At 67.3% G+C, this 18,874-nt stretch carries 17 protein-coding genes and 1 tRNA gene; 6 read left to right on the top strand and 12 right to left on the bottom strand.

The annotated features are described in order from the left end of the window. Positions 1 to 115: 115 nt before the first annotated feature. On the top strand, positions 116 to 634 hold the full coding sequence (locus VGP60_RS30380) for an inorganic diphosphatase (protein WP_327551596.1): 519 nt from the start codon (positions 116 to 118) through the stop codon (positions 632 to 634). Between the two features lie 103 nt (positions 635 to 737). Further along, entirely contained in the window at positions 738 to 1,178 is a 441-nt protein-coding gene (locus VGP60_RS30375) for a MarR family winged helix-turn-helix transcriptional regulator (protein ID WP_327551570.1), read from the top strand. Between the two features lies 1 nt (position 1,179). On the opposite strand, the gene glyA is transcribed toward VGP60_RS30375, so the two are convergent. From glyA to VGP60_RS30355, 4 genes are all read right to left on the bottom strand, one after another. Next, positions 1,180 to 2,448, bottom strand: coding sequence for a serine hydroxymethyltransferase (gene glyA, locus VGP60_RS30370; RefSeq protein ID WP_327551569.1), 1,269 nt, complete (start codon positions 2,446 to 2,448; stop codon positions 1,180 to 1,182). A gap of 116 nt (positions 2,449 to 2,564) precedes the next feature. Further along, positions 2,565 to 3,089 (bottom strand): gamma carbonic anhydrase family protein, encoded by a 525-nt coding sequence (locus VGP60_RS30365; protein WP_327551568.1) that lies wholly within the window; start codon positions 3,087 to 3,089, stop codon positions 2,565 to 2,567. A gap of 50 nt (positions 3,090 to 3,139) precedes the next feature. After that, positions 3,140 to 4,366, bottom strand: a complete 1,227-nt coding sequence (locus VGP60_RS30360) for a M14 family metallopeptidase (protein ID WP_327551595.1) — start codon at positions 4,364 to 4,366, stop codon at positions 3,140 to 3,142. A gap of 118 nt (positions 4,367 to 4,484) precedes the next feature. Continuing rightward, complete coding sequence (locus tag VGP60_RS30355; protein WP_327551567.1) at positions 4,485 to 5,072, bottom strand: TetR/AcrR family transcriptional regulator; 588 nt, start codon at positions 5,070 to 5,072, stop codon at positions 4,485 to 4,487. Positions 5,073 to 5,230: 158 nt separating this feature from the next. On the opposite strand from VGP60_RS30355, the gene VGP60_RS30350 reads away from it, so the two are divergent. Continuing rightward, positions 5,231 to 5,692 (top strand): GreA/GreB family elongation factor, encoded by a 462-nt coding sequence (locus VGP60_RS30350; protein WP_327551566.1) that lies wholly within the window; start codon positions 5,231 to 5,233, stop codon positions 5,690 to 5,692. Position 5,693: 1 nt separating this feature from the next. Here VGP60_RS30350 and VGP60_RS30345 read toward each other — a convergent pair whose 3' ends face one another. Next, a complete protein-coding gene (locus VGP60_RS30345) occupies positions 5,694 to 5,897 on the bottom strand; it encodes a hypothetical protein (protein WP_327551565.1) in 204 nt (67 codons plus the stop codon). 478 nt (positions 5,898 to 6,375) lie between these two features. Between VGP60_RS30345 and VGP60_RS30340 the strand changes: the two genes are divergently transcribed. Continuing rightward, entirely contained in the window at positions 6,376 to 6,783 is a 408-nt protein-coding gene (locus VGP60_RS30340; protein WP_327551564.1) for a helix-turn-helix transcriptional regulator, read from the top strand. Between the two features lie 107 nt (positions 6,784 to 6,890). On the opposite strand, the gene VGP60_RS30335 is transcribed toward VGP60_RS30340, so the two are convergent. Then, positions 6,891 to 6,964, bottom strand: a tRNA-Thr gene (locus VGP60_RS30335). A 151-nt stretch (positions 6,965 to 7,115) separates the two neighbouring features. Here VGP60_RS30335 and VGP60_RS30330 point away from each other — a divergent pair. Further along, positions 7,116 to 8,786 carry a hypothetical protein gene (locus VGP60_RS30330; RefSeq protein WP_327551563.1) on the top strand — a complete coding sequence of 557 codons (1,671 nt, stop codon included), beginning with the start codon at positions 7,116 to 7,118 and terminating at the stop codon, positions 8,784 to 8,786. A 69-nt stretch (positions 8,787 to 8,855) separates the two neighbouring features. On the opposite strand, the gene VGP60_RS30325 is transcribed toward VGP60_RS30330, so the two are convergent. From VGP60_RS30325 to topA, 6 genes are all read right to left on the bottom strand, one after another. After that, positions 8,856 to 10,070, bottom strand: a complete 1,215-nt coding sequence (locus VGP60_RS30325; RefSeq protein ID WP_327551562.1) for a DNA polymerase III subunit delta' — start codon at positions 10,068 to 10,070, stop codon at positions 8,856 to 8,858. Continuing rightward, entirely contained in the window at positions 10,067 to 12,118 is a 2,052-nt protein-coding gene (locus VGP60_RS30320) for a dTMP kinase (protein ID WP_327551561.1), read from the bottom strand. Before VGP60_RS30320 ends, VGP60_RS30325 begins: the two co-directional genes overlap by 4 nt. A 161-nt stretch (positions 12,119 to 12,279) precedes the next feature. Beyond that, positions 12,280 to 12,849: a hypothetical protein gene (locus VGP60_RS30315; RefSeq protein ID WP_327551560.1), complete on the bottom strand. Its 570-nt coding sequence runs from the start codon at positions 12,847 to 12,849 to the stop codon at positions 12,280 to 12,282. 134 nt (positions 12,850 to 12,983) lie between these two features. Continuing rightward, positions 12,984 to 13,763 (bottom strand): hypothetical protein, encoded by a 780-nt coding sequence (locus VGP60_RS30310; RefSeq protein WP_327551559.1) that lies wholly within the window; start codon positions 13,761 to 13,763, stop codon positions 12,984 to 12,986. Positions 13,764 to 13,776: 13 nt separating this feature from the next. Then, positions 13,777 to 14,553, bottom strand: a complete 777-nt coding sequence (locus tag VGP60_RS30305) for an ESX secretion-associated protein EspG (protein WP_327551558.1) — start codon at positions 14,551 to 14,553, stop codon at positions 13,777 to 13,779. A 176-nt stretch (positions 14,554 to 14,729) separates the two neighbouring features. Continuing rightward, positions 14,730 to 17,687, bottom strand: coding sequence for a type I DNA topoisomerase (gene topA / locus VGP60_RS30300; RefSeq protein WP_327551557.1), 2,958 nt, complete (start codon positions 17,685 to 17,687; stop codon positions 14,730 to 14,732). Between the two features lie 274 nt (positions 17,688 to 17,961). Here topA and VGP60_RS30295 point away from each other — a divergent pair, with 274 nt between their 5' ends. Next, the gene (locus VGP60_RS30295; protein WP_327551556.1) at positions 17,962 to 18,798 is read left to right on the top strand and encodes a serine protease; all 837 of its coding nucleotides are present in this window, start codon (positions 17,962 to 17,964) and stop codon (positions 18,796 to 18,798) included. The last annotated feature ends 76 nt before the right edge of the window (positions 18,799 to 18,874 follow it).

Below are 18,874 nucleotides of genomic sequence, written 5' to 3'. Positions count from 1 at the left end.
GCCGACATCGATGCGGCTCCTCGACGGCGCGTAGTCCACACTAGTGACGTCAATACCGCGATACGGTGAGCCGCCCACGACGTGGCATACCTTGATGAGAGCTAGCGAGGACGGCGTGGACTTCGACGTCACGATCGAAATCCCCAAAGGGGAACGCAACAAGTACGAAGTGGACCACAAGACGGGGCGCATCAAACTCGACCGCACCCTGTTCACGGCCACCCAGTACCCGGCCGACTACGGGTTCATCGACAACACCCTCGGCCAGGACGGCGACCCGCTGGACGTCATGGTTCTCGTGCAGGAGCCGACCTTCCCGGGCTGCCTGATCCACTGCCGCGCCATCGGCATGTTCCGCATGACCGACGAAAAAGGCCCGGACGACAAGGTCATCGCGGTGCCGGCGTACGACCCGCGCCTCGAGCACCTGCGCGACATCCATCACATGAACGAGTTCCACCGCCTGGAGATCGAGCACTTCTTCCAGGTCTACAAGGACCTCGAGCCGGGCAAGAGCGTCGAAGGTTCGACGTGGGCCGGCCGGGTCGAGGCGGAAGCCGAGATCCAGCGCTCCTACGAGCGTGAGGTCGAGCGTCTGGCGAAGGAAGCCATCGACGGGCCCGAAGAGCACTAGAACGCCGTTGCGAAGGGACCGTTCGTAGGATTTTCCGCCACGAACGGTCCTTTCGTCGTGCCATGATCGTGGGCTGACCCAACGAAACGCTTAGACTTTGCCCATGGACGCGAACACGGCTCCCGCGCGGCTCAAGGGCACGGCCAGCTGGCTGCTCAACCAGGCGGCGCTGCAGGCCACCCGGCTGGTGACCGACGGACTCGGCACCGCCCACGCGCGCCGCTACCACTACTCGATGCTCGCCGCGCTGGAGGAGTTCGGCCCGGCCAGCCAGGCGACCCTCGGGCGCCGCTGCGGCATCGACCGCAGCGACATGGTCGCGATGGTCAACGAACTCGCCGACCGTGAGCAGGTCGAACGCGCGCCGGATCCGGCGGACCGGCGGCGCAACGTCATCACGATCACCCCGGCGGGGGTGCGTCAGCTCAAGCGCCTCGACGAAGTCCTGAACCACGTCCAGGACGATCTCCTCGCGCCGCTTTCAGAGCCGGAGCGCGCGCAGCTCACCGAACTGCTGACCCGCCTGCTGACGCACCACGCCTGACTCAGACGGTGTAGCCCGGGATCGGGAACGACGTCAGCAGCTCGCGGATCTCGGCGGCGATCCCGTCGATGGCCGTCTCGTCCTGGGTACGCGCCGCGGTGACCGTGCGGTCGATCCACTCCGCGATCTGCGGCTGGTGCTCCGGGGTCAGCCCGCGCGTGGTGATCGCCGACGTCCCGAGCCGCACACCCGACGGGTCGAACGGCTTGCGCGGGTCGAACGGCACGGTGTTGTAGTTCAGTTCGATGCCCGCTCGGTCCAGCGCCTGCGCGGCCGGTTTGCCCGCGATGTCCTTGTTCGTCAGGTCGACGAGCAGCAGGTGGTTGTCGGTGCCGCCGGAAACCAGGTCGAACCCGCGCTCGGTCAGCGACTCGGCCAGCGCCTTCGCGTTGGCCACGATCGCATGCGCGTAATCCCGGAACTCCGGCTTCGCCGCTTCGCCCAGCGCGACCGCGATGGCGGCCGTCGTGTGGTTGTGCGGACCGCCCTGCAGACCGGGGAACACCGCCTTGTCGATCGGCTTCGCGTGGTCGGCGTCGGTCATGATCATCGCGCCACGCGGGCCGCGCAACGTCTTGTGCGTGGTCGTGGTGATCACCTGCGCGTGCCCGACCGGCGACGGGTGCGCGCCGCCGGCGATCAGCCCGGCGATATGCGCGATGTCCGCGACGAGCACGGCGTCGACCTCGCGGGCGATCTCCGCGAACGCCGGGAAGTCGATGGTCCGCGGGATGGCCGTGCCACCGGCGAAGATCAGCTTCGGCCGGTGCTCCAGCGCGAGCTCGCGCACCTGGTCGAGGTCGACGCGGCCGGTGTCCTTGCGTACGCCGTAGCGCACCGGGTTGAACCACTTGCCGGTCGCGGAGACGCTCCAGCCGTGCGTGAGGTGGCCGCCGTCCGGCAGCGCCATGCCGAGCACGGTTTCCCCGGGCTTCGCGAACGCCAGGTAGACCGCCAGGTTCGCCGGAGAACCGGAATACGGCTGGACGTTCGCGTGGTCGACGCCGAAAACGGCCTTCGCCCGCTCGATGGCCAGCGTCTCGACCTGGTCGATGAGCTGCTGGCCCTCGTAGTACCGCTTACCGGCGTAGCCCTCGGAGTACTTGTTGGTCAGTACCGTGCCGGTGGCTTCGAGAACGGCCTGCGAGACGTAGTTCTCCGACGCGATCAGGCGGATCTTTTCGTGCTGGCGCCGGGCTTCCGCTTCGACGAGCCCGGCGATTTCCGGGTCGGCCGCGGCGAGGGTGGGAAGGGCGGGCTGATGCGGCATGTCGTACTCCTGACAGGACGAGTCGGGCCACACCCAGGCGCGCGGTGCCGGCCTCGTCGGTCGCTTCCCGGTGGTGCTCCACCTCGATGGCGCCAGTCGCTGCTGCGGAGCCGATCCTAGTCCTTGACGAGCTCGACGCCCGCAGCGTGCCGACGGGCGAGCTGCCGGTAGATCTCCGCGTTGTGGTCGACCCAGCCTCGCGCCGAATCCGTCAGCGGGACATGCTTCTTCGCCGGGCTGCCCATGGCGATCACCTCGGGCGGCACCACCATGCCGGGTGTGACGGTCGAACCGGCCGCGACGAGCGCCCGCGCGCCGACGGTCGCCTGGTCCAGCACGATCGCGCCGTTGCCGATGAGCGCCTGCTCGCCGATGGTGCAGTCGTGCACCAGGCACTGGTGGCCGACGGTGACGTTCTTGCCGATCTCGCAGACGCCGTCGTTGACGTGGATCACCGAGTTGTCCTGGATGTTCGCGCCCTCGCGGACGATGATCTTCCCGAAGTCGCCGCGCAGCACCGCGCCGTACCAAATCGACGCGTCCTTCTCGACGACGACGTCGCCGATCAGTGTCGCGGTGGGCGCGATCCAGGCGTCGGGATGGACTGTGGGGCTGACGCCCTCGAAGGAAAACAGCGGCATAGGGCCCACCCTAGATCTTGGGTGGGCCCTATGCCGCTGAGCGACACTGTCTAGACAGCCGCGCCGATGATCAGGTCGACGGCCTTGTCGTTGCGGGCCGTCTGCGGCGCGATGGCCTCGTCGGGCGGGTAGAAACCGGGGTTGCCGCCCTTCGGGTACATCTCGAAGCAGAAGCTCAGGATCTTGTGGTTTCCCCACATCCAGTCGTTGATGTCGCCGTCGGTGATGTACAGCCCGCTGGACTGCTCGGCGGTGTAGCCGTTGGTCGCGGCCATCTGCTTGCCGAGGGTCTGGAACTTCTGCGCCTCCGCGGCGGTCATGCCCGGCGCGGTCGGGTTGTAGGTGTAGCCGAACGGCCAGAGCACGAGCTCCGAATAGGTGTGGAAGTCGATATGCGTCTTGATCTGCTGGACGCCGCCGATCTTGCGCGAGTTGACCCAGTCCGACACCGACTTGGTCTCCGGCGCGGAGAACGCGGACGGTCCGCGGTAGGTCTCATTGGTCGGGCTGGTGCTGGAACCGCCGCAGCAGCCCCACTTGTAGCTCCAGTTCCGGTTCGGGTCCGTGCCATTGCCCTGCCGGTTCTTGCGCCACGAATGGTAGCGGCCGCCGGAGATGTCGTACTCGGAACCGTCCGGGTTCATGTTCGGGATCAGGTAGATCTCGCGGGTGTCGACCATGTTCTTGATCGCCGCGTTCGTGGCGTAGCCGGTGGTGAACCGCTCGACGATCCGCAGGCACATCTCGGTGGTGAGGTGCTCGCGCGCGTGCATGTTGCAGGTGAAGAGCACCTCGGGCTCGTTCTCGTCGGTCGCGACGTTGTCGCTGATCTTGATCAGGTTCATCGCGCGGCCCTGGTAGGACTGCCCGACGCTGGAAAGCTTGGCGATGGCGGGAAAGTTCTGCTGCGCGGCCTGCAGCGCGGCCGTCGCCTCGGCAAAGGTGTGGTAGCCCTCGTCGCCGGACGGGAAGTCGGTGATGGCGGCAGGCGCGACTTCGGGAAGCCCCTGGGTCTCGACCGGTCCCCGCGACTCGACGACGAACCCGAGCTTGCGCAGCTGCTCGGCCTGCGCCGCACTGCCGACGATGGTCGTCGACTCATTGGTCGCGGTCAGGATGTCCACGCCGGTGCGGGCGACCGCTGTCCGCAGCTGCGGCGTCGCGGTGCCGAGCACCTCGTAGACGTCCTGGGCCTGCGCCTGCGCGGTGTCGGCCATCGCGGGACTTGCCGCGACGCCCGCGGCCAGCAACACGAGAACCGATACGGCGGTCACCATGGAACGTCTCTTGCGCATCGTCATCTCCTGGGTCAGCCGAGGCGTGTTTCGCTAGTTCACCTTGGAGTCACCGGAGGGCAGGAACAATCCGTATGGCTACTCATCTATTACTGGGGGCCTACCCGTAGTTGGCGAAGCAGAGCGCCTCGATGTCGGCCTGCAGTGCGATGAACGGACGCGGGCGTACCCGCTGCTGGACGATCGCGCCCAGCAGGTACGAGAGCAACGCGCGTGCCCTGGCTCGCGGATCGTCGACGTCCAGCGGCGCGAGCAGTTCGGTGAGCAGCTCGGTGATCGAGGTCAGCATCGCGTCGATCGCCTGCGGATGCTGCGCGCGACCGGCGCCGATCCAGTATTCGAACCAGAGGAACGCCGCGTTCGGCCGCTCGGCGAACGTGTTGAGGTAGGCCTCCAGTACGGCGAACAGCCGATCGCCGTGGTCCTCGTGGCAACCCGCGACCTCGCGCAAATCCGCCACGAAAGCGTTGATGTGCGCGGCCATCGCCCGATCGATCAGCACGTCGATGTCGGCGAAGTAGTAATGGATGGCACTCTTGGTGAGCGGGCCCGCCTCGGCGATCGCCCGCACGGTGCAGCCGGCCAGCCCGTCACGGGCTAGTACCTTCCGCGCGGCGTCGACGATCAGCTCCTGCTTCTGCAGCTGGTTCGGCGAAAGCTCGTCGCTACGCCCCGGCGCTATGCCCATCTTCGTCACTCCCTCGTGCCGTCAGGACGCAGAGCCTACCTTTTGGGACGAATGACCTGACTTGCCAGGCGACCTTTCTGGAAGACCTCGCAGTCGCGCCCGTCTCAATTACGGGATTTGAGTGGCATGGCAGGCGCCGACAGCGCACAATCCGGGACATGGCCACGTCAGCGCAGAACGGACTGAGTCCGAAAGCCCGCGAGCAGCTGCAGCGGGAACTGGTGGATCTTCGCCAGCAACAGTCCGCGTCCGCAACAGGATTGGCCGAACACGACCGTGGTGGAGACGCCGCCGATCAGGCGGATCTCCTCGAGCACGCCGAAACCGCCGCCTGGCTCAACCGCCGCATCGCCGAAATCGAAGCGATCCTCGAACACGGCTTCCCCAACGCCCAACTCCTGGCCGACGGCTCCAGCGTGACCCTGCGCTACGACGACGGTTCCGAAGACACCCTCCGCGTCGCCGCCGTCCCAGGCCAGGACGCCGACATGTCCGTGGTGACCGCCGACAGCCCGCTCGGCGTAGCGCTGGCGGGCCGCGAAGTGGGCGAAGAGATCAAGTACCGCACCCCACGCGGCGAAACGACCGCGACCATCGTCGCGATCGCCCCGCCGGAGTAACTCAGCACGGCACCAAAGGCCTGGAGCAGTTCGGCGCGGGGCTCGACGGGGCGACGGTGACACGCGTGATCGTCGGCGAGACTTCCGCCGTACGGCTGACCGCGAAATAGACCGCCAACGCCGTCGCGACGGCCAACGCCACACCCAGAGACACGAGGGCGAATCGGTACCAGCGCGCGGAATGTGAGTACTGGATCGTTGTCATGGCTTTGATCTCCTTTTCTGTTCCCACAAGCGTGCGCGTGCGGAACAAAAGGCGATATTCGCTTTCAGGCGTATTTATCGGGGGCACGGCGGCGTAGCGTTGACCGCCGTAGGAGGTGGCTGATGGTCGGCACTCTCTCCGAACGGGACCTGCGTTCGCTGATGGCCGTCGTCGAAGACGGCAGGCGTGACGACCCGAACCACGCGATGCCTGGGCCACACTGGAAGGCTTACACCGACTGATCCCTTGCGACTCCACTTGCTTCGTGGAACTCGACCTTGTCGGTCGGCTCAACCGCACTCAGCAAGGAATAGATTACGGGGAACAGGAACTCGAGTTCGACGGCCCCACCGATCCGTCGTTCTGGGAACTCGAGCCGACTTTCCTTCCATGCCACTATTCCATCGATAGCGGCGACTTCACGAGCGTCGTCCGGTGGTCGGACTTTTACACACCCTCCGAATTACGCAACACCCCTATGTTCGCGGAGATATTCGGTCCCACGGGGGCCAAGCATTCGATGCTCGCCGCGATGCCGACAGCGCCCGGCCACACCCGGCGGATCCTGCTCTACCGCGACTCCGGCAGCGACTTCACCGAGCGCGATCGTCTGGTGCTCCAACTACTCCGCCCGCATCTGTACGAGACCTACCTCGACGCGCGGCGACGGCAGAACGGCGTCCCCCGCCTCAGCGCTCGCGAATTCGAAGTCCTGCGGCTGGCCGCCCAAGGCCGGAGCAACGCGGCCATCGCCCGGGAACTGTTCATCTCCGTCGGAACCGTGCGCAAGCACATGGAGCACGTTTTCGACCGGACCGGCGCCCGTAGTCGTGCCGGGGCAGCCGCGCTGGTGCTCCCGCATCTGAGCGTCACCGAGCCCCACTGAGCGCACCGAGGCTCATCAGAGTTACCTCAGCCGGGTGATTTTCCTTGGCGAGTTCCCACAAAAAAGGTCAGGCCCCTCCGCCGTGAGGCGAAGGGGCCTGACCTGGGAGCCGCCTAGGGGAATCGAACCCCTGACCTATTCATTACGAGTGAATCGCTCTAGCCGTCTGAGCTAAGGCGGCACAAGCTGAAGCCCGCGTCGAGCCGGACCCCGTTGCTCGGGACCTAGTGTAGCGGTACCTCCCCGCGTCACTTTCCGGGGCCGCCGTCGTTAGGGTCCTATGACGTCGGTCTCACTCACGGACCGGCCTTTGCGCTCTGGAGGATCGGCACATGCGTGGAAGTCTGCCCCGCAGGTTCGCTCTGCCGTTGACCGCGGCGATACTTCTGCTGTCCGCGGGGCCGGCGTTGGCCGAGCCGACGATCCCGACGACGCCCATTCCCCAGCCCGTGAATCCGGGACAGGCGCCGATTTCGTCGCCGTCGGAGCCGCAGCCGCTGGGGCACGCGGTCGGCGACGCGGGGAGCGCGCTCGGGGTGTTGCGGCTGCTGCCGAACGCGGTGCCGACGAGCGCGATCCTGCCGGGGGTCAGCGAGACGATTCCCAAGCAGTCCGCGCTCGAGGCCGCGATGGGTTTGTCCAGTGCGCAGGCCAACTCCGAGGCCTACCTGACCTATGAGAAGTCGATCGCGCAGTCGTCGCCGTTCGGGCTTTCGGTGGCGGGTAACGCGCCGCAGACGCCGGGCAGCCTGGTACAGACAGCGTTGCCCGACAATCCGCAGCAGATCACCGGCGGGCTCAACGCGCCGTCGAACCCGCTGCTCAACGTCGGGTTGCTGAACGGCAGTGCGCACGCGCGGTGGAGCCCGACGCTCGGGCCGTGTGTCGAGACGATCGCCGACGCCAGTACGTCGCTCGCGAGTTTGTCGCTGCTGCCCACGATTCCTTCAATCCCAGGGGTCGACCAGCTGACCAACGCGGCCAAGCCGTTGCAGGACGGGCTCAAGGCGTTGCCGGGGCCGCTGGCCAACCTGGGCGGGCTGCTCTCGGGCGCCACGACCAACGCCGACGGCAAGGGCGCGGTGCTCAGCCTGCCCAACCTGATGTCGTCGCGGTCGGTCGTGAAGCTCGTCGACATCCCCAACTCGCCGAACAAAGCCGTCGAGTCGACGTCGACGCTCCAGGCCGCGCAGATCGACATCCTGAAGGGCACCCCGCTCGGGCTGACCATCAAGGTCGCGAGCCAGCCGACGCTGACGGTGACCTCGACCGGGGACAAGGCGACGTCGTCGGTCAAGTACACCGCGCCGGTCCTGCAGGTCATGCGCGGCGACACCGTGCTCTACACGCTCGACGCGGCGAACCCGACCAAGGACATCCCGATCGGCATCCCGCTGCCCTCGCTGAAGGACCTGCCCGGCTTCGACCAGCTCAAGAACGTGCCGATCATCGGCGGGCTCGCGGAACTGGCCGACGGCGCGACCAAGCAGCTTCCCGGTGGCGAAGCCGGCAAGGGGCTGACGCTCGACATCGGCGTCCTGAAGCTGAGCATCGCCGGGCTGAACCAGAAGAGCGGGGACATGACGGACCCGTTCAAGGGCTACCAGCTCGGTGCGTCCGCGCGGCTGCTCGACTTGCAGATCCTGCCGACGGAGGCGCTGAAGAACGCGCTTCCGGCCGACGCGGCGAAGAACCTGCCGTCGTCGCTCGCGCAGCTTTCGCTCGGTGAGCAGATCGCCCGGGCTTACGCACCTACCGGCGGTGTCGAGTGCGGTACGACGAAGCCCGCGCCGCCCGCCGGTGGCGCCGCTCCGGCCAACCCGCCGACGAAGAACCTCGCGTACACCAGCGGCGCGTACAACGCGGTGCCGATGTTCTGGACGGGCACGGCGTTGCTGCTGGTCGGTGTGGTCCTGGTGGCCGCGATGCCGATCCGGCGACGCAAGGCCATCGCCACAGCCGCTCCGGCGCCGTTCAAGCCGTCACCTCGCCCACGTAGCTAGAAACCCGTGAAGGCCACCTTGAGGGACTCAGAGTCCCTCAAGGTGGCCTTCACGGGTGTTCGGGGTGGATCAGCCTTGGCGCAGGGTGGTGATCATGGCTTCGACGGCGATCCGCGGTTTGACGTTGAGGTCGATCGCCTGACGGCATTCGAGCACGGCTTCCAGGCGCCGCAACGTCGAGTCGGGGGTCCACTCCGCCGCGGCGGACGCGATTTCCGAGGCATGGTCGGGATGGGTGAGCGCGGCGCCGGATCGGCTCGCGGCGATAAGCACGTCCCGGTAGAAACCGGCCAGGTCGATCAGCGCCAGATCGAGACTGTCCCGCTGCGTCCGGGTCGCCCGTGACTTCTGGCGCTTCTCCAGCTGCTTGACGGCCGCCTCGGCGGAGCGCTTCGCCCCGGCGACACCCTTGCCGACGCCGTCGCCGCCCATGGCCGTGCGGAGTTCGGAGCGTTCGTCTTCGTCGCGGGTCTTGCTTTCGGTGCTGGCGTCGGCTTCCGCGGTGCTGATGAGCTCGTCGGCGCAGGTGAAGACGTCCGCCGGACGACGAAGCCCGCGAGGGATCCGCAATACCGTGGCGCGGCGCTGGCGGACGCCTTCGTCGGTCGCCAGACGCCGCGCGCGGCCGACATGGCCGCCGCAGACCGAAGCCGACCATTGGGCCAGCTGGGGCTCGATGCCGTCCCGGTCCATAAGAACCTGGGCGATCGCCTCGGCGGGCGGCGTGCGCAGGGTGACGAGACGGCAGCGCGAGCGGATGGTCACCGACACATCGTCCGGGTGGTCGGAAGGCGCGCAAAGCAGGAACACCGTCCGCGCGGGCGGCTCTTCGACGGCTTTCAGCAACGCGTTCGACGCGCCTTCGGTGAGCCTGTCGGCGTCTTCGATGATCACGACCTGCCACTGCCCGGTGGTCGGGCGGCGGGCGGCGGACTGCACGAGCGAGCGCATCTCGGCGACCGAGATCGACAGGCCTTCGGGGACCACGAGCCTGACGTCCGCATGCGTTCCAGCGAGCGCTGTCCGGCAGCCGGGACAAGCGCCACAACCGATGCCGGTGCTGCACTGGAGCGCCGCGGCGAAGGTCCGGGCGGCGACCGAACGGCCGGATCCCGGCGGCCCGGTGAGCAGCCAGGCGTGGGTCATCGCGCCACCGGCGACGGTCTCGCCATCGGCGATCCGCGCGGCGGCGGCAGCGGCGGCCGAAAGCGTTTCGACGGCCGGTTCCTGGCCGACGAGCTGGGTCCAGACGCCGATGCGCTGCAGGGGCTGGGTTTGGGTCATGCGATTTCGTCTTTGTTCTCGGCGGGCGCCAGCCCGGAAAGCCTGCCGACCAATACCGCGCGCACGGCCGTCTTCACTCGTTCACCGACTTCGTCCTCGGTGCCGTCCGCGTCGACCACGACGTACCTGTCCGGGTCCGCGGCGGCCATCTCGGAGAGCAGGTGCTGCACGCGCCACTGGTCCCCCGGCGCCTTCGGCCGGCCGTTCGAGCTGACGCCCGGCTCCGCGTCGAGCAGCACGGTGATGTCCGGCCGCACACGACCGGTCGCCCAGTCGGCGAGTCCTTCGAATTCTTCGACGTCCAGGCCCGCGACGGCCGAAAGGTGCGCGAGCGGCGAATCGACGAACCGCTCCATGACGACCACCGAACCGGCGTCCAGCGCGGGCCGGACATCGCGCTCGACGACATCGGCGCGCACGGCCGCGGCGGCGAGCGCCAAGGCACGGGTGCCGGACAGCGAAGCGCCGGTGATGAGCTGAGCGAGCCGGGTCTCGTCGAGAGCGGGGTCCGCGGCGAGCACAACGGGCCGTGAGCCGTCGCGAAGCCAGTCGGCGAGGCGGGAGGCCTGTTCGGCGGTATCGGTCGCGGTGGTGCCTTCCACGGCGATCAGCAGGCCGTGGACGCGGCGCGGGCGACGGCGAATCGCGTTGCGCAGGTCGGACAGGATCGGTTCGGTGTGCCGGGAATCCATCTGGCGGTAGGCGATCACGCCGAACAACAGCGCGAGCAGCGCGCCGCCGAGCATCACCGGGCGCGTGCCGTCGATGATGATCGGCCCGCCCCAGACCTTGACCCGCCGCGGCGCGACGAGGCTGACCAGCAGCGGCACGACGGCGATCGAACCGGCGAGGACGACCTTCAGCAATGACTGGTAAAGCGCGTTGATCCGGCCGCGGATCGAGTCTTCGATCTGCGAACCGATGATCGTGATACCGGTCAGGAACGCCGCGCCCGCACAAGCCCCGACGATCGCGACCGCGATCAGCGAGACGGACAGATGCGGGGAAAGCGCGACCAGCAGCAGCCCGATCCCGGCGAGCACGATCGCGACACCGAACAGCCTGTCGTGCGGCAGCCGCTGGGCGAGCTTGGGCGCGCCGAACATGCCGAGGATCAACCCGGCGAACACGGCGATGACGAGCAGGGCGAACGCCGACTGCCCGGCACCGAGGCTGTTCGCGTATGTCTGAGCGGACCCGATGACCGCGCCACCGGCCGCGAACGCCCCGGTCATCCCGATCAGCAGACCGCGGACGAGCGGGGTGGAGCGGATGAACCGGGCGCCGTCCTTGAGCATCGAGCCGAGCCCGGCCGTGGACTCGCTCTTGACCTCGGGCACGCCTTCGGGTTTCGGGACGGTGTGCACGTCACGCAGCGAAAGCTCGGGGATCCGAGTCGCGATGGTCACCGCGCTGGCGAGATAGAGCAGGCAGGCGACGATCAGGGCCAGCTTGATGGGCCCGTTGTCCCCGGAGACGGGAACCGGGATGTGCAGACCGGTTTTGAGGCCGGTGACCAGCGCGAGGAAACCCAGCCCGGTCAGCACGGAAAGGCCGTAGGTCATGACCATGCCGAGCTGGCCCGCGGTCTCGACCTGGCTCGGCCGCCGGAGCAGGTTCGGGACCGCGGCGTCCTTGGACGGGATCCACATGATCGCGGCGACATTGATCAGGAAGGTGGCCGCGTACAGCCACCAGACCGAGTTGGCGAGCACCACCGACAGCAGCAGGCCGAACCGCACGACGTCAGCGATGACCATGACTTTGCGCCGGTCGAAACGGTCCGCGAGCAGCCCCCCGATCGGGGCGAAGATCAGGCCCGGCAAGAGACTGGAGAACACCACACCGCTGAACGCGAAGTTGGCGGCCGTGTAGTTCGTGGCCATGCTGTTCGCCAGCGCGGCCAAGCCGAACAGCATCAGCCAGTCGGCCGTGCTGCACAGATACGTGACACCCCAGAGCCGGCGGAACGGCTTGATCGCCAGCACCCGCCGTGCCCGGTAGATGGTGGATGTACCTGCCGAAGCACCAGACTCGGCGTCAGGCATCGACTGCACGCCCTCGCTGATACGCCCACCCCACTAGCTCACCGCGGCGCCGGTTAGAACCAAGCGCCCGTGCCGCCGAGTCCCCCGACCGTGTGGCCAGGGTATCCCTGCGGAAGTAGGCAGGGTGGCACCGGGCTCATCAGCCGCGCCACCCGGATGGGTTAAGAGAAGATGCCGGCGATGCCGCTGAACAGGCTGGCCAGCAGCTGGATGAACAAGACCGCGAAGACAATCATGAGCACAACAGCGAGGATGACCCCCGCCGAGTTGCTCGACGGCTTGCCCCGGCGGATGCGGTCCCGGGGGGCCCGCTGCTTCGTCCGCGGCGCGTCTTCGGCGTTCTTCACCCCGCGGCGTGGCCGGGGCCAGCGGCTGCGGGCCTGTCGCAACATCTGTGGCGGCCGCGCGGGCCAGGTGCGCTGCTGCGGGATGATCCCCAGCGGCGGTTGCCCGGGGGTCACCGAAGCGCCGTTCGCCTGCTGCGGGAACGCCGCCGGCTGGACCGGCCTGTCGTAGTCGGCGTTGTCGGCGAGCGCCGCCGCGTTGACCATTTCCCGGACCATGTCCGGGTCCGGCTGGACCGGATCGGCGATGCGCAGTCGCTCGAACTCCTCGGAGACGGTAGGAGCTGCGTCACTCGCTGTGACCAGTCCCGAAAGCGGATCGGCGAACCGATCCTGCGGTATCGGAGCGTGCGTGCCGTCGTTGTCGAAATCACCGGTCGCGCTCATCGTGACCACCTCACTACCGAATGTCGTCGCCTTACAGGGTAGTTGCCGCGAAAGCGGTTTCGCATCCACCCATCGGACCAGATATACCGCAGCTCTTGCACTACCCTCCGTCACAGTGACCGGGTCACGCAGAGTCAGAATCCGGTGCGCCCAGCCTCGACGCTCTTGCCGAACCACTCTGTCATCAGAGCGCGGCTCGACGGCATAAGTACCAGCTCACGGCGCGATTCGCCGGTGCTGAGCACGGCCAGCGAGTGGCGGCCTAGATCATTGTCGACGACGACCATCGCGTGTTCGGGATACTCGGAGCACAATCCCCCGAACGCGACCAGATCCACCAGAGTGGTTCCTGTTCGTTCTCTGGCGAGGAAATCCTGCACGGCGCCGACTTTGTCGTCCTGCCCCTCGGCGACCACCCCGTGCCCGTCCACCAGGATGCGGATCGGCTCGGAAACGCCATCGGGCGAGCTCGGCAGATAGTCGAGGATCAGCGAGGCGAAGGCGGGGAACTCATCGAGACAGAAGTCGACACCGCCGTCGGGACGCACGCTCCAGAGGAACGCCGACTCTCCGTCGGCGTAGCAGCGGATGTCGGCCGCCCCCGGGCTCATCGCGAAAACGCCACTCAGTGCCGCGCGGACGGAACCACGCAGGAACAGCGAGAACACCTTCATCCCGGCCTCGTTCAGCTCGCCCTGGTCACCGAAGGGCGTGTTGGCCAGCATGTTCGCCATCATCGTGTGCCGCTCGACCTCGACGGCCAGGTCGGCCGGATCCCCGGACAGCGGGCCGAGCGCGCGGACCTCCTCGTCGGAGAAGTCCGGGTGGTAGAAATCGTCCGCGGCGACCCGATCCGGCATGGCTTCGAGCACCGGCCGGGCCGCGACTTCGAGCAGCTCGTAGATCGTGGCCACTGTGGTTGTCCCCTCAAGCGTGACGCTGCACCGCTCGCACGATCCACTGTTCGGCGGTGGTCCGGTTCGCCGGACCCCAGGTGATCGTCCAGCATCCGGCAGCGTCGACCGAAGCGCTGAACTGGTACCGGCCAAGATCATTGTCGAGCAGCCCGAACGCGCCGTGCGGGTACTCGGCCAGTATCGCCTCGCGCACCGCGAGGTCGACCAGCACCGTGCCGAGCCGCGGGCGAGCCACGGCCTCCCTGATCGCCGCGAGCGCCGGCGCGTAGTCGGGCGAGATGAGGCCCTGTTCGTCGGTCTCGATCCGGTAGGACGCGCCCGGCCCCGGCTGCCGCTCCGGCAGCCCGTCGAACACCCAGCCCGGCAGCGAACTGAGGAAGCCGGAGCGGAGGCGAGCCTGGTCGCCCAGCTTGTTGAGCACGGTCGTGTAGTCCTCGTCGCCGAAGAAGCGGACCTCCCACGGTTCCGGCTTGGCCGGGAAAACGCCCGTCACCACACCGCGGATGAACCCGCCGCGCAGCGCGCGATACAGCCCCACGGCCTCGGGCGTGACCTCGCCGTCCGGCGCCAGGCCGATGGCGGCCATGTCCGCGACGAAACCGGTGTACTCCTCGATTTCGGCCATGAGGTCGCGGTTGTCCTCGGCCGGGCCGTTGCCCAGAACCGCGGGCAGGTGGAACTGCGGATCGAAGAACTCCATCACCGAGGGCCGGTCCGGGACCTCGGCGTTGATCGGCGCGATCACTTCGTCGATGACGTCGAAAACGGCGAACGTTGAGTTGGTCACCTGAGCATTCAACACCCTGGGACCGTCAATTGCTCGAACAAATGTTCGAAAGAGTTCAGCTATCCGCACAATCAGACAAAAGGGACGTATGCCCCTCGGCCATGACATGAACGGACCTTTCATCTCGTTTTTTGAGATGAAAGGTCCGTTCATGTCAGTTGGCGGCTGGCTACCGGCTACTTGGCCTTGCTCGCGGTCGAGCGGGGCTTCGCAGCGGTCTTGGTGACCGTCTTGGTGGCACCGTTGGTGGACTTGGCCGCCGTCGACTTGGCTGTCGAGGCCTTGGTGGCCGTCTTTGCCGTGGTCGTCTTGGTGGCTGTCGTCTTCGTCGCGGCGGTCTTGGCCGGAGCCTTGCGGCGCGCGGGGGCCTTCTTCGGAGCAGGGCCCTTCGCGCGCTTCTCGGCGATCAGTTCGGCCGCGCGCTCGTCGGTGAGCTCTTCGATCTCGTCGCCCTTGCGGAGCGTCGCGTTGAACTCGCCGTCGGTCACGTACGGGCCGAACCGGCCGTCCTTGACCACCATCGGCTTACCCGAAACCGGGTCCGGGCCCAGCTCCTTCAGCGGCGGCTTGGCCGTCGCCGACCGGCCACGCTGCTTCGGCTCGGCGTAGATCTTCAGCGCCTCTTCGAGGGTGATCTCGAACAGCTGATCCTCAGTGGTCAGCGAGCGCGAGTCCGTGCCCTTCTTGAGGTACGGCCCGTAGCGCCCGTTCTGCGCGGTGATCTCGTCACCGGACTCCGGGTCCTTGCCGACCACGCGAGGCAGCGAAAGCAGTTTCAGCGCGTCCTCGATGTTGACCGTCTCGATCGACATCGACTTGAACAGCGAACCCGTACGCGGCTTGGGCGCCTTGGCCTTGGCGGCTTTCTTCTGCGCGGCCGTCGCCGTGTCGGGCAGCGGCTCGCCCTCGGGCAGGATCTCGGTGACGTACGGCCCGAAGCGGCCGTCCTTGGCGACGATCTCGTGTCCGCTGACCGGGTCGGTGCCCAGCACACGACCCTCTTGCGGGGTCGAGAACAGCTTCTCCGCGACATCCAGCGTCAGCTCGTCCGGCGGCATCTCGTCGGGCAGGTTCGCCCGCTGAGAGGTGAGCTCGCCGTCCTCGCCCGGGACCTCGCGCTCGAGGTACGGCCCGTAGCGGCCGACACGCACGACGACGGTGTGCTCGTTGGCGTCCTTGAACAGCGGGATCGAGTTGATCTCGCGGGCGTCGATGTCCTCGACGCTGGAGCCGACGAGCTTCTTCAGCCCGCCGAGCCGCCCGATCGAGCCGTCGACGCCCATGTCGCCACCGAAGTAGAACTTCGACAGCCACAGCGTGCGCTGCTCGTCACCGGCGGCGATGCGGTCGAGCTCGTCCTCCATACCGGCGGTGAAGCCGTAGTCGACGAGCCGCTCGAAATGCCGTTCCATCAGGCCGATGACCGCGAACGCCACCCATGAGGGCACCAGCGCGGAACCCTTTTTCCAGACGTACCCGCGGTCCTGGATGGTCTTGATGATCGACGCGTACGTCGACGGGCGGCCGATGCCCAGCTCTTCCAGCTTGCTGACCAGGCTCGGCTCGGAGTAGCGCGCCGGCGGCGAGGTGTTGTGGCCGTCCGGGCTCAGCTCGGACGCGGTCAGGCCCTGGTCCTTGACCAGCACCGGGAGCCTGCTCTGCTTGTCGTCCGCCTCGCCACCGGTCTCGGTGTCGACGGCCTCGACGTAGGCCTTGAGGAACCCGGCGAAGGTGATCGTGCGGCCCGAAGCCGCGAACGTGCACTCCTCGCCACTGGTCGCGGTGCCGACGATCCGCACCGACATCGTGGTGCCCTTGGCGTCGTTCATCTGTGACGCGATCGTGCGCTGCCAGATCATCTCGTACAGGCGGAACTCGTCGGCCTGCAGCTCACCGGCGACCTGGCCCGGGGTGCGGAAGACCTCACCCGACGGCCGGATCGCCTCATGGGCTTCCTGCGCGTTCTTCACCTTGCGGGTGTACTGGCGCGGCTTGTCGGAGACGTATTCCTTGCCGTACAGCTGCGTCGCCTGGCTGCGTGCCGCGGAGATCGCCGTCTCGGACAGCGTCGTCGAGTCGGTACGCATATAAGTGATGTAACCGTTTTCGTACAGCTTCTGCGCGATCCGCATCGTGCGCTCGGAGGTGAACCGCATCTTGCGGCCGGCCTCCTGCTGCAGCGTCGAGGTCATGAAGGGCGCGTACGGCTTGCGCGTGTACGGCTTCTCTTCGACACTGGCGACCTTGAAATCACGCGAGTTCAGGGCCTGGGCCAGTCGGTTCGCGTCGGCCTCGGAGAGGATCCTGACCTCGCTGGAGGCGGCCTTGAGCTTTCCGTCCGAACCGAAGTCACGACCACTGGCCAGGCGAGCGCCGTCGACGGCGATCATCCGCGCCGAGAAGTCCCGGGGGCTCGCTTCGGCGCCGGCGTCCATGGTCGCGGAGATGTCCCAGTACGACGCCGAGGTGAAGCGCATCCGCTCCCGCTCGCGCTCCACGACGATCCTGGTCGCGACGGACTGCACGCGGCCCGCCGAGAGCTTCGGCATGACCTTCTTCCACAGGACCGGGCTGACCTCGTAGCCGTACAGCCGGTCGAGGATGCGCCGGGTCTCCTGCGCGTCGACGAGGTCGGCGTCGAGCTCACGGGTGTCCGCCGCCGCGGCCCGGATCGCCTGCTCGGTGACCTCGTGGAACACCATCCGGCGCACCGGGACCTTGGGCTTCAGCGTCTCGAGGAGATGCCAGGCGATGGCTTCACCCTCACGGTCGGGGTCCGTCGCGAGATAAAGCTCGTCGACGTCCTTCAGTAGCGCTTTGAGCTCCGCGACCTTGGTCTTCTTGTCCGGGGTCACGATGTAAAGGGGCTTGAAGTCGTTGTCGACATCCACGCCGAGCCTCGCCCAGGCCTCGCCCTTGAACTGGGCGGGCACGTCGGCAGCGCCTCGCGGCAGGTCGCGGATGTGTCCGACGGACGACTCCACCACGTAGTTCCCGCCGAGGTAGGGCGCGATCTTGCGGGCCTTGGTGGGCGACTCGACGATCACCAAACGCCTGATAGCGGCGCCATCCGATCCGGTGCCGCTCTTACTCGTCCGTGCCGATCCAGCCACGCTGTCCCGCTCTCCGCTCATCCCTCGCCGCCGCCGCGGCAACCTGTTCGACCAGCCAGTGTGCACTCTGTCAATGGCCGACCCGCGCCTAGGTGGCGCAACACGCCGTGCGTCTTGTGTGAAGCGCATCGGCTTTGACCTCGATGTTGTTTCTTTTCCAGAGCTAGCACGTGACATCCGACACGTCTGCGCTGGGGGGCCTTAAGTAATCGGTCGCATACCCTCCGTTCGAAGGTGGCGTGCGTCACTCGTGACCGCTTGACTCACTACTCCACGACTCCGAGAGGACCTAACGATGACGAGACGCCTCCTAGGCACGCTGTTCGCCGCTCTGACCGCCACCGTGCTCGTCGGCGCCGCTCCGGCGGCCTCAGCGGCCCCGGCGACCACGCTGGCGACCACGTTCGCGGGCACCGTCGCGCTGTCGAACTGCTCCGGCTCGGTAGTGAAGCTCGCCGGCGCCGCCGAAACCGATCGCGCGCTCGTGCTGTCCAACGGGCACTGCCTCGAGGAAGGGTTCCCAGCCGCGGGCGAAGTAATCGTCGACAAGTCCTCTCGACGCACTTTCAGCCTCCTGTCGACGGACGGGAAGTCTTCGCTGGGCACGTTGCGGGCCACCAAACTGGTCTACGCGACGATGACCGACACCGACACTTCCTTGTACCAGCTGAGCACCACCTACGCCCAGATCAAGAGCCAGTACGGCATTTCCGCGCTGGAACTCGCGTCGACGCACCCGGCCGCGGGCACGCAGATCGACGTGGTTTCGGGGTATTGGAAGAAGATCTACTCCTGTTCGGTCGACGGGTTCGTCAACGAACTCCACGAAGGCGACTGGGTCTGGAAGGACTCGATCCGCTACACGCCGGAGTGCAAGACGATCGGCGGCACCTCGGGCTCGCCGATCGTGGAAACCAGTACCGGCAAGGTGATCGGGGTCAACAACACCGGTAACGAGGACGGCGCGCGCTGCACGATGAACAACCCCTGCGAGGTCGCCGCCGACGGCACCGTGACCGTCCACAAGGGCATCAACTACGGCGAGCAGACCTACCTCTTCTACGGGTGCATGGTCGCCGGTAGCGAGATCAACCTGAGCAAGCCCGGCTGCGCCCTCCCGAAGCCCGCCTAACACCCCCTTGAAATGCCACCATGGCCACCTTGGTCGCGTTCAACGCGACCAAGGTGGCCATGGTGGCTTTGCGGTG

The organism is Amycolatopsis sp., from assembly GCF_036008905.1.
In the GTDB taxonomy this organism is placed as follows: Bacteria; Actinomycetota; Actinomycetes; order Mycobacteriales; family Pseudonocardiaceae; genus Amycolatopsis.
Note: the sequence above shows the minus strand (reverse complement) of the source record. Positions and strands in the feature narration are given on the sequence as shown.

Bases quoted from the DNA above. Each gene is read 5' to 3' on its own strand.
- VGP60_RS30350 (WP_327551566.1), top strand. From the start codon at position 5,231: ATGGCCACGTCAGCGCAGAACGGACTGAGTCCGAAAGCCCGCGAGCAG.
- VGP60_RS30365 (WP_327551568.1), bottom strand. From the start codon at position 3,089: ATGCCGCTGTTTTCCTTCGAGGGCGTCAGCCCCACAGTCCATCCCGAC.
- VGP60_RS30375 (WP_327551570.1), top strand. From the start codon at position 738: ATGGACGCGAACACGGCTCCCGCGCGGCTCAAGGGCACGGCCAGCTGG.
- VGP60_RS30320 (WP_327551561.1), bottom strand. From the start codon at position 12,118: ATGCCTGACGCCGAGTCTGGTGCTTCGGCAGGTACATCCACCATCTAC.
- VGP60_RS30355 (WP_327551567.1), bottom strand. From the start codon at position 5,072: ATGGGCATAGCGCCGGGGCGTAGCGACGAGCTTTCGCCGAACCAGCTG.
- glyA (WP_327551569.1), bottom strand. From the start codon at position 2,448: ATGCCGCATCAGCCCGCCCTTCCCACCCTCGCCGCGGCCGACCCGGAA.
- VGP60_RS30360 (WP_327551595.1), bottom strand. From the start codon at position 4,366: ATGGTGACCGCCGTATCGGTTCTCGTGTTGCTGGCCGCGGGCGTCGCG.
- VGP60_RS30295 (WP_327551556.1), top strand. From the start codon at position 17,962: ATGACGAGACGCCTCCTAGGCACGCTGTTCGCCGCTCTGACCGCCACC.
- VGP60_RS30330 (WP_327551563.1), top strand. From the start codon at position 7,116: ATGCGTGGAAGTCTGCCCCGCAGGTTCGCTCTGCCGTTGACCGCGGCG.
- VGP60_RS30325 (WP_327551562.1), bottom strand. From the start codon at position 10,070: ATGACCCAAACCCAGCCCCTGCAGCGCATCGGCGTCTGGACCCAGCTC.
- topA (WP_327551557.1), bottom strand. From the start codon at position 17,687: ATGAGCGGAGAGCGGGACAGCGTGGCTGGATCGGCACGGACGAGTAAG.
- VGP60_RS30315 (WP_327551560.1), bottom strand. From the start codon at position 12,849: ATGAGCGCGACCGGTGATTTCGACAACGACGGCACGCACGCTCCGATA.
- VGP60_RS30340 (WP_327551564.1), top strand. From the start codon at position 6,376: ATGTTCGCGGAGATATTCGGTCCCACGGGGGCCAAGCATTCGATGCTC.
- VGP60_RS30345 (WP_327551565.1), bottom strand. From the start codon at position 5,897: ATGACAACGATCCAGTACTCACATTCCGCGCGCTGGTACCGATTCGCC.